We start from the raw sequence: 10,099 nt of genomic DNA, 5'->3' as shown, positions 1-10,099 counted from the left end.
GTGTTGAACAAATCTTTGGCTTCGTATCTTTCCCTCAATAAAAAGCGATTGATGCTATCGTGTGAGACATTTCCCAGTATTTCTGACAATCTATTACATCCCATTTGTTTGGGTTCTGACAATAAAAACAATGTGTAGTGTTCGAGATTGCATTGTGCGGTGGAAGGTTTGCTGATTTTCCTGATTGTTCGATACCTGTTTTTTTGATGTCTTCTACTTAAGAGTGCATTGTCTCATTATTCTGTCAATGCGTAAGTCCTATAATAAACTGTTATCTGCTTTACCCAATTCCGTTTTTCAGCGTTTGAGTTTTCATCTTGAAGAAGTATCTCTTAGTCAAGGACAAACCATTCATAAATCGGGTGAGTTAATTACAGATGTTTATTTTCCACGTCAAGCATCTGTTTCTTTGGTACTAATTCTATCCGATAAGTCAACGACAGAAGTTGGTTTGGTAGGTAACGAAGGGATGGCAGGTCTTCCCGTTATTCTAGGTGGCAAACAAACCAATAGTGATTCTATCGTGCAAATTGCTGGTACAGCAATGAAACTTCCCAGTCAGATTCTTCAGGAAGAATTTCAAAGAGGAGAAGAATTGCAAAAACTACTTTTGCTTTACACCCAAGCGCAGTTAAGTCAAATCGCTCAAATTGCTGCTTGTCAATCTCATCACGTGATTGAGCAAAGATTAGCTCGATGGTTGCTTCTGGTAAGAGACTGTACGAATAAAAATACATTGCCTTTAACGCAAAAATTGATCTCGATGATGCTTGGTGTGCGTCGTGCTAGTGTCACCGAAGCAGCTATTTCTCTTCAACAAGCAGGAATCATTACTTACAGCAGAGGTCAAATTGTCATTGTCAACTCTCAACTATTAGAAACTTTTGCCTGTGAGTGCTATGGCAAAATCAAAGAAGAATATAGTCGTCTACTTAATCCAAGGCTATAGACTTATGCGAGCTAACGCACTACATGAAATATGGGAAGTTATACTCCTAACGAATTACAAAAAGAAATCGTGTTAAGACTATAATTAACTATTAACTCTCTCAAGGCTAAAGCAGGTTATTTTGTAAATCTGTGGAAGTAATACTGAGGTATACCAATGCCATAAGCTGTGTAATAATTGTGGACGCAATACTATCACAAAAATAACTTACGGTTACTTTGCTAATCTTTTTTCTAAAATTCAATGTAATTTTACACTGTTTTTTAGCTAATTGGTTATACTGGACAAGTCTAAATATAACTATTATTAGTAATTTTATATAATATTTAGTGATTATTTTGAGCTGTTTGTTTGCTTATAAGAATATGTTTGTTAGCTCCTGATATTTAGGACAGTAATTTAATTAGCATTAATTAGCATTGTATAGGAATTCTTCAATTATGAAAGACTCGCCATCTTCCAAGCAGAATTTAACATTTACCAATAAACCCCTAGGAGAAACTTTGATGGAAGCGGGTTTGATTTCTGCGAGCCAAATTGAAATGGCTTTGAGAGAGCAGAAAATCCATAACATAAAAATAGGAGAAATCTTTGCTTTACATAACTGGATTAAACAAGAAACCGCCGATTTTTTTGTGGAAAAGATGCCCTATATAGTTGCAAAGCAAAAGAAAAAACCCTTAGCATACTATTTTAAAGAAGCAGGATTACTAACAGATGAACAAGTTAACAGCATTATCAAACTACAAAAAAGAAAAGAAAAAAAAATTAGATTTCATCGTTTAGCAGTTGAACAAGGCTATATTAAACAATTAACAGTTGATTTTTTCTTGTCAAATTTATTTAATATTTATAATCCCAGTCATTGTTCTTTTGGCGATATTTACCAAATTCTTAAAAGTTATAACGAAGGCAAAACCAATTTTCAGAAAGTTGAGTTAAAAAACGCTCCGTTAATGGGCATTAGTTTAAAAGGAGTGAAGCTTGATGGCTCTAACTTAAGAGAAGCTAATATGAAAGGCTCTAATTTAACTAATTCTAGTTTGATTCAAGTTAACTTAGCCTTGGCAACTATGATTAAAGCAGTTCTGACCAACGTAAATTTAGAGCGAGCTTGTTTAACCAAAGCTAATTTACAAGAAGCTTATCTGGATAAAGCTAATTTTACGAGTGCTAATTTACAAGGTGCTAATTTACAAGAATCTTATTTATTTCAAGCTTATTTTGGTGGTGCAGATTTAAGGGGAGCGCAACTACCTTCAGAATATACCTATGATGTTTATTACGATTCCCAAACTCGTTTTGATGGTAACTTTGACCCCAAAAAAGCTGGTTGGCAAATTAAAAGTTAATTGTATTTTTCTTCTTATGTATGTATCTAACTTTTTAGTACCTTCTTGAATAATTAACTTAAGTTGCTTCATCATGCCAGCAGGATTTTTTGATTTCTGATATTAGCGATCGCAAAATTCGCGTTCTCTAGGATAACTTTTTCTGTTGTTCGTTTACCCTAATAATCACCAATATATTGAGCCATGACTTCCAATCTCAATCTTTTTTCCTCTTTCAAACTAGGGGAATATACTTTACCTAATCGTATGGTGATGGCTCCGATGACTCGTTTACGTGCTAACGGAACTATTCCTACAGAATTAATGGGGACTTATTATGCTCAAAGAGCATCCGCAGGGCTAATTATTACTGAATGCACGATGGTTTCGTCTCTGAGTAATGGTTATATAAATTGTCCTGGTATTTATGACTCTGAACAAGTTGCAGGTTGGAAATTAGTAACCCAAGCAGTACACGCACCGCAAAGCGGATCTCTTCGAGATCGCGGAGGGAAAATTTTTTTACAATTATGGCATAGTGGTCGAGTGGCTCACCCTGCTTTATTGGATGGAGAATTACCCGTTGCTCCTAGTGCGATCGCAGGGAAGGGACAACTCCATACTCCTATCGGTAAAGTAGACTTGGAAACCCCTAGAGCCTTAGAAACTGAGGAAATTGCGGAAATTGTGGAGCAGTTCCGTCAAGGGGCGAAAAATGCCATGAATGCTGGTTTTGATGGGGTAGAACTCCATGGTGCTTTTGGCTATCTCATCGATCAGTTTTTACAAGATGGCTCTAATCAGCGTACTGACGAATATGGTGGCACAATTGCTAATTGCGCTCGTTTTTTGTTAGAAGTGGTCAGAGCAGTTACAGAAGTATGGAGAGGAGATCGCGTAGGCATTAAATTATCTCCTAGCAATACTTTTTACGGAATGTTAGATTCCAATCCTCAAGCCACTTTTAGCTATGTAATCAAGGCTCTAAACGATTTTAATCTGGCATATATTCACCTAATGGAACCCAATGAAGTTGACTTAAAAAATGGAGATGTGATTAATCATGTTCTCCCCACATTTAAACCTTTTTACCACGGAACTATTATTACCAATGGCGGATATGACAAAAAACGAGGAAATCAGGTAATTGCAGCTCAAGATGCTGAGCTAGTTTCCTATGGTAAGTTGTTCTTAGCTAATCCCGATTTACCCCAAAGATTTCTGAAGGATGCAGATTTAAACGAACCCAACCCCAAGACATTTTATGGTCGGGGAGACGATCGCTTAAAGATTGGCTACACAGATTATCCCTTTCTCAATAACTAATTTTGACTCTTGAACCAAGTATCTTCCCAAATACGAACATTGAGATCGAAACCACCACTGGCTAAATATTGACCATTAGGACTAAATGCTAAAGACTGAATCCAACTACTATTTTCTTTGAGTCTGGTAATTATTTCACCTTGTTCGAGATTCCATAAAATAATGCCATCATTACCACCAGTAGCTAAGACGTTTCCATTGGGGTGAATAGCGATCGCTCTTATTTTTCCTGTATGTCCTGTTAATTCTTGTAATAGTTGACCCGATTCTAAATCCCATAACTTGATAGTGCGATCAAAACTAGCTGTCACTAAAACTTTACCTTCTTGAATAAAAGCCAAACCACTAATACGCATTTTATGGGGAGCAAATTCAGAAACAAAAGTAGCTTCGCGTAAGTTCCAAAATTTAACCTTGCCATCATCATCACCGCTAGCTACAAGATAGCCGTTAGGATTAATCGCAATTTCGTTAGTAGGATCGCCAAAATCTGCCAGAGTATATAAAGGAGTGTAAGGAAGAGTAGTTAAATCCCAAACTTTAATTCCATCAGCAGCACCACTGACTAAAGTTTTACCATCTGGAGCAATTTTTAAAGAAGTTACACTACCACGATGCTGAAACAGAGTCGCTTGGTATTCCCCCGATTGCCAATCCCAGAGATTGATGACTGAATCTTCGCCACCACTAACTAAAATTTCAGTTTTTGGGTCAATTGCCATCGTTAAAATACCTGTATTTTGCGCCCGTATTTTAGTAAGATGTTCACCCGTATCTACTGACCAAAAGCGCATATAAGCATCGTTTGAGCCACCACCACTAATCAAAATAGAGTTATCAGGACTAAAAAGAAGAGAATCAATAGAACTCTGATGTTTTGGCAAAATATGAATTAATCGTGGTCTTCTCCAGCTACTTAAAGCAGGCTCTTTTTCTAGGATAACTTCGGGTGGAGTAACCGATTCCGATTCCGCAGGTTCAGTTTCGATGTTGACCTCTGGAGACGAAGGCAGTTCTTGACTCTCAACAGGTATACCGTTAATACCATAAAGAGTAGCTGCGATCGCTGAAACAATCGCTACCTGAAATTTACGAACTTTCTTACCCAATAGTTGCATAATTCTTAAAATCAATCGAAACTTACTTAAATTTAAAGTCTTTTTTCTCCAGTCGCAAATATTATCCTCTTATCAGTTATCAAAACTTGTTACTTCATCTCTCATCCCTCATCCTTTATTTACTATTTTTTAATCATCGTCTTCTGGGGACTTGGTAAGCAAAAAAGTCATAAGCTAGCTTGGTATTGGGAAAAATAGCTCTTGCTTCTTGCTTGAGATCGCTTAGTTGTAGATTGTTTCCTGGAGCGTAGCGGGGGCTGAAATGAGTCATAATTAACTGTTTGACTCCTGCTAAAAGGGCTACTTGGGCTGCCATAGTAGAAGTGGAATGTAATCGCTCAAAAGCCATTTCTGCATCTTGATGGGCAAAAGTCGCTTCATGAATCAACACATCTGCATCGTGAGCCAAATCTACAGCAGCATCACAAAATACGGTATCTGTGCAGTAAACAACTTTTCTGCCAATTTCTGGCTCACCACAAAGTTCTTTGCCGTTAATGATGCGACCATTTTCTAGGGTTACGGTTGCTCCTTGCTTCAGCTTGCCATAAATAGGGCCAGGAGGAATGTTGAGGGCTTGAGCCTTTTCAATATCAAATCTACCAGGGCGGTCTTTTTCGATAACTCGATAGCCATAGGCAGGTACACGGTGTTTTAACAATTGACAGTGAACCGAAAACTCTGCTTCTTCATAAACTAAGCCTGGTTGTACTGTGTGTACCCGTAAGCGAGAACCTAATCTCATGTAAGAGTACTTGGCACAAGCTTGGAGGTATTCTGCTAAACCAGCAGGACCATAAACGTCAATTTTTTGAGCATTCCCTGCCAAACCACTACTGGCGATCGCTCCCATTAAGCCGAAAATATGATCTCCATGCATATGGGTGACAAAAATTCGGCGAATTTGAGAACTTTTAATTTCGCTCCGCAATAGTTGATGCTGTGTCCCTTCTCCGCAGTCAAATAACCAGACCTCTGCTTTTTGAGGTAGTCTTAGGGCAACACTAGATACATTCCGCGCTCTTGTCGGGACTCCCGAACTTGTTCCTAGAAAAGTAATTTCCACTATCTATAATTCATCGCTGAGAAATTATAAAGCGTCATAGCCAGACTACACTGGTACGACGCTTTTTCTTAATATTGGTTTTATATGGTTAAGGTCTTTATATTAGCTGACCTCATTTGTATCTATATCAAGAATCTCAGATATTTTGCAGATCTTAGTTTTTCATAATATTTTCTTTATATTTCGCTATTTTACTTTTTGTAAACTGTTATTTATTTGTAGCCAAAGATACACCTAACTTTTGCGATATCCAAACTTCAAAATCACGGATGGGATAAGGGCGTTTTGCGATCGCTGGATGAACCATGGGTTCGACTAAAATGGTAAACATTCCCAAACGATTTCCCGCTACCACATCAGTAAACAAGCGATCCCCAACCATAGCCACTTTTGTTACGGGTAAGTTCATTTCATAGGCTGCTTGCTGGAGTTTTTTGCGAGAAGGCTTTTTTGCTGCCAAAAAATAGGGTAAGTCCAAAGCCCTAGCGATACTACCAATACGATTATGGCTTAAATTATTACTAACTAACCAAAGGCTAACTACCTGCTTCATTTCCTCAGCCCAGCGAGCCAGATCGGGAGTAACAATCGTTTCTCGAATGGGAACTAAAGTCTCATCCACATCAAGAATTAAACCTTCAATTTGATTAGCTTGCAAAATTTCTGGAGTTAAATCAGTAATAACTCCTCCTAGTACTAAATCTGGTTGTAACAGTAATCTCTTGGACATAAATAAATTTTGTATTTAAGGTTTAATTACCTGAATAACCTGTAAACTTCCGCCAGCATGAAAACTGCGATTTAAAAGTTGAAAGCCACTGTCTTCTAACTTCTCGATTAAATCAGTTTTTAAGAGTTGCCAAGCCGTTTCCGTTTCAAAAAGCCACATAAATATAGCAAGAGGAAACCAAAATAGGCTATTAGTCGGAGCATGAAAATCAATCAAAGTAAATATGCCCCCAGATTCTAGGATACGATACACTTCCGAAAAGATTTGCTCCAATTCTGTTGTGGTCATCTCATGGAGAGCGGAGCTAGTATGCACTATATCGATACTACTACTTGCCAAAGGCATATCCTGAGCTAAACCCTCTACATATTTGGCTTCAGGTACATTTTTAGCTGCTCTTTGTAAAGAAACGGGGGAAATATCCAAACCAGTCACCAAATTGCTTTTTTGTACCAAAAATTTGGTAGTTTGACCACAACCACAGCAGAGATCTAACACTTTAGTATCAATCGTAATCTCTAGATTTTGCAGTGCTAATTGGCGAAATCTGGCTTCTCCGCCTACTGAAAGAGCAGCAAGCCAAGAAATGCCGTCATAGAGACTCTGGTAACGGTAACTGAGAGTTCTAAGAAATGTTGCCAAGTATCTCCCTCCTTGGTTAAGTTCTGTATCCTGTGACAAAGAAAAACCTAGTACAAGATATATTGTTAGAATTGTTAAAGAAACTAAAAGTTAGTATAAAGTAGAACTAAAAGTTAGTACAAAAAAATAAAAGTTAATATAAAGCAGTAAAATTATGGGGCGCGTTGGGGTTTTATTATTAAATTTAGGTGGGCCAGACAAAATAGAAGATGTCCGTCCATTTCTTTACAACTTATTTTCCGATCCAGAAATTATTCGTTTACCAAGTAAAGCATTGCAAAAACCTTTAGCTTGGTTAATTTCAACTCTTAGAGCCAAAAAATCGCAGAATAACTATTTGGAGATAGGTGGTGGTTCTCCTTTAAGAAAGATTACAGAAGATCAAGGAGCAGCCCTAGAAAAAAGGTTACAACAATTAGGGCAAAAAGCAAAAATTTATATTGGAATGCGTTATTGGCATCCTTTCACTCAAGAGGCGATCGCTGAAATCAAACAAGACGGCATAGAAAAATTAGTTATCTTACCCCTTTATCCCCAATTTTCTATCAGTACCAGTGGTTCTAGCTTCCGTGTCCTTGAAGAGATGTGGGCAGAAGACCCCAAGCTACAAAAAATTGAATACACTATAATTCCTTCTTGGTATGACAACCAAGGCTATCTAACTGCAATGGCAGATTTAATCGCCCAGGAATTAGATAAATTTGAACATCCCGAACAAGCAAGAGTTTTCTTTAGTGCGCACGGTGTACCTGTCAGTTATGTAGAAGAGGCTGGCGATCCTTATCAGGAAGAAATCGAAAAATGCACCAACCTGATTATGGAAACTTTAGGGCGTTCTAATCCCCATACTTTAGCTTATCAAAGTAGAGTTGGCCCTGTAGAATGGCTACAACCTTATACAGAAGATGCTTTAGAAGAATTAGGAGAGAAAGGAGTTAAAGACTTAGCCGTTGTTCCAATTAGCTTTGTTTCCGAACACATCGAAACTTTACAAGAAATCGATATCGAATATCGCGAACTCGCAGAAGAATCAGGAATTGAAAACTTTTTTCGTGTTCCTGCATTAAATACTCATCCTACCTTTATTAACTCTTTAGCAGAATTGGTAGTGGAATCTTTGAACTCTCCTCCCTGTACTTTTGGTGAAGTTACTCATCCTAAGAAAAACATGAAGATGTATCCCCAAGAGAAATGGCAATGGGGAATGACCACCGCAGCAGAAGTCTGGAACGGTCGTTTGGCAATGTTGGGCTTTTTGGCGTTAGTTATGGAATTGATTAGCGGAAATGGCCCTTTGCATTTAGTAGGATTACTCTAGATAATCAAAACCCTATTCAAGAACACATAATTAAATCGCTTTTTTTACCCATCTATAAAATTTAGGTGGGGTTTTTATTTTTTTATGAATTGGGTTGGCAAATAACATTATAAAGGAGCTTCGCTCCTAGCTATAAGCTATAAGTTCCCCACCCTATAAGTTATACCAATTCTCGCGCAATAGCTAGATAGATAGAAAATTATTTTTAATTGACGAAAAAACACTCAAACTACTGTTTACACTAACTCCTGACGGGCGTGACTCCTGATATGCCCTAAAGGACTCACCGATGGTCGCGCGACGGCGAAGCCGAGTCCTAAGGCGGAAGCGGTATCCTTTAGGACTCCTAGCTTTAAACCTTCGTCTCTTATTACTTTTAAGAAATGGTATTATCTGTTGCTTTTTACGCAAGACTTCCAAAAATCTGGAATAATTGCGATCGCAAAATACTAATTAAAAACCTTCCCAGTTATATAATTTACCAATGCCAAACATATTGAAATTGCTCGAACAGTTGAGCTACCTGATTTTTGGCAACCATAGATACTCCTTCAATTAGTCTATCTTGGGGTAAAGCTCGATCTGCAATATCTTCAGCAATCGCATAAACGGAGATATCTTTGGCGATCATTTGCTCCAAATCCCGATCTAACTCAGGAGGCTGGGTTTGTTTCCAAGTACCAAAGTGCAAATTAAAGGGCTTTTGCTCTTTAATCAGATAATTAACAGCATTACCCCTAAGCAAGATCGAAATATCGACTTCTGAATTCTGTAAACTCTGACTTAACCAAAGAATAGTATCATCTTGTTCTTCTAAGGTTGCTCGATAGGCGGTTTCTACGATATTTAATACTTTCATTTTTTCTTCGTTAACGAGTCGGAATTACTAATACACCATCACTTTTTTGAACTGCTTTAATAAAGTCTGCGGGGCCACCTTTATGGACTCCATCAATCCAATTTCCCGCTCCTCGTTCGTCTACACACAAGCCACAATTAATCCAATTTAGCGTGACTTTTTTTGCTTGAGCCAGTTCAAATAAAGCAGCAATCCAATCTTTGGTTGTAGGATGATTTTCCTCTTTTATAGTCGTACCTTTAATGGAATTGGCATGGGGAGATTGTTCTTTCATGGTCAGATTAACCGCTCCTTCATAGGCAAAAACTTCAACATTGTGTCCTTGATTTAAGGCACTATGAATAATTCTTAAAGCCGTAGTAGAGTTAGCCGATTCATAGGGAGCATCCATGATGGCAATACTTAAAGTTTTAGATGACATTTTTGGCTCAATTTAATTTATCTTCTTAAAGCTCTAAGCTAGGAGCTTCGCTTGCTAATAGCTTTGTACTTGACGGGAGGAAATGAGGTCAGACCCCCTAAAGGGTTCGTTAGTTGCTCATTGAGGGAAACCCAAGGGGCTGATTCTGTCGTTTCACGGCAGAACTCTTCTGCCCCGCCCAAGACCGCACTAACTCACGAAGTCAGAGGAAGCCCCGTCTTTTCAAGGCGGGGTCTCTCTGACCGCTTCGCCGTAAGGCGTTTACACCCATCGCATTGGGGTGTTTATACCCGTCGCATTGGGTGCAAGCGTCCGACTTAAACTGCGCGGGAAACCCAC

At 38.3% G+C, this 10,099-nt stretch carries 10 protein-coding genes and 1 pseudogene; 4 read left to right on the top strand and 7 right to left on the bottom strand.

Features of this window, described 5'->3' with window-relative positions; translation table 11 throughout:
- Positions 1-185 (bottom strand): annotated as a pseudogene (locus H1P_RS38560) (IS701 family transposase); the annotation flags it as partial.
- Between the two features lie 62 nt (positions 186-247).
- On the opposite strand from H1P_RS38560, the gene H1P_RS27085 reads away from it, so the two are divergent.
- From H1P_RS27085 to H1P_RS27075, 3 genes are all read left to right on the top strand, one after another.
- Positions 248-949 carry a Crp/Fnr family transcriptional regulator gene (locus H1P_RS27085; protein WP_144873568.1) on the top strand — a complete coding sequence of 234 codons (702 nt, stop codon included), beginning with the start codon at positions 248-250 and terminating at the stop codon, positions 947-949.
- Positions 950-1,389: 440 nt separating this feature from the next.
- Positions 1,390-2,301: a pentapeptide repeat-containing protein gene (locus H1P_RS27080; RefSeq protein ID WP_144873565.1), complete on the top strand. Its 912-nt coding sequence runs from the start codon at positions 1,390-1,392 to the stop codon at positions 2,299-2,301.
- 183 nt (positions 2,302-2,484) lie between these two features.
- Positions 2,485-3,606 carry an alkene reductase gene (locus H1P_RS27075; RefSeq protein WP_144873562.1) on the top strand — a complete coding sequence of 374 codons (1,122 nt, stop codon included), beginning with the start codon at positions 2,485-2,487 and terminating at the stop codon, positions 3,604-3,606.
- Here H1P_RS27075 and H1P_RS27070 read toward each other — a convergent pair.
- The 4 genes from H1P_RS27070 to H1P_RS27055 all read right to left on the bottom strand — a co-directional run bounded on the left by H1P_RS27070 (position 3,603) and on the right by H1P_RS27055 (position 7,162).
- Positions 3,603-4,724, bottom strand: a complete 1,122-nt coding sequence (locus H1P_RS27070; RefSeq protein ID WP_144873558.1) for a WD40 repeat domain-containing protein — start codon at positions 4,722-4,724, stop codon at positions 3,603-3,605. The genes H1P_RS27075 and H1P_RS27070 overlap by 4 nt on opposite strands.
- A gap of 133 nt (positions 4,725-4,857) precedes the next feature.
- Complete coding sequence (locus H1P_RS27065) at positions 4,858-5,790, bottom strand: ribonuclease Z (RefSeq protein WP_144873555.1); 933 nt, start codon at positions 5,788-5,790, stop codon at positions 4,858-4,860.
- Positions 5,791-5,998: 208 nt separating this feature from the next.
- Positions 5,999-6,520 carry a YqeG family HAD IIIA-type phosphatase gene (locus H1P_RS27060; protein ID WP_144873552.1) on the bottom strand — a complete coding sequence of 174 codons (522 nt, stop codon included), beginning with the start codon at positions 6,518-6,520 and terminating at the stop codon, positions 5,999-6,001.
- A 15-nt stretch (positions 6,521-6,535) separates the two neighbouring features.
- Complete coding sequence (locus H1P_RS27055; RefSeq protein WP_144873549.1) at positions 6,536-7,162, bottom strand: class I SAM-dependent methyltransferase; 627 nt, start codon at positions 7,160-7,162, stop codon at positions 6,536-6,538.
- Between the two features lie 154 nt (positions 7,163-7,316).
- Between H1P_RS27055 and hemH the strand changes: the two genes are divergently transcribed.
- Entirely contained in the window at positions 7,317-8,480 is a 1,164-nt protein-coding gene (hemH, locus tag H1P_RS27050; protein ID WP_144873546.1) for a ferrochelatase, read from the top strand.
- Positions 8,481-8,958: 478 nt separating this feature from the next.
- On the opposite strand, the gene H1P_RS27045 is transcribed toward hemH, so the two are convergent.
- Together H1P_RS27045 and H1P_RS27040 are read right to left on the bottom strand one after the other, a co-directional pair.
- Positions 8,959-9,339, bottom strand: coding sequence for a DsrE family protein (locus H1P_RS27045; RefSeq protein ID WP_144873543.1), 381 nt, complete (start codon positions 9,337-9,339; stop codon positions 8,959-8,961).
- Between the two features lie 10 nt (positions 9,340-9,349).
- Entirely contained in the window at positions 9,350-9,760 is a 411-nt protein-coding gene (locus tag H1P_RS27040; RefSeq protein ID WP_144873540.1) for a DsrE/DsrF/TusD sulfur relay family protein, read from the bottom strand.
- Positions 9,761-10,099 lie beyond the last annotated feature (339 nt).

Origin of the sequence: Hyella patelloides LEGE 07179 (assembly GCF_900659865.1) — a bacterium.
In the GTDB taxonomy this organism is placed as follows: Bacteria; Cyanobacteriota; Cyanobacteriia; order Cyanobacteriales; family Xenococcaceae; genus Hyella; species Hyella patelloides.
The sequence above is the reverse complement of the archived record's forward strand: the minus strand, read 5'-3'. Positions and strand labels throughout refer to the sequence as shown.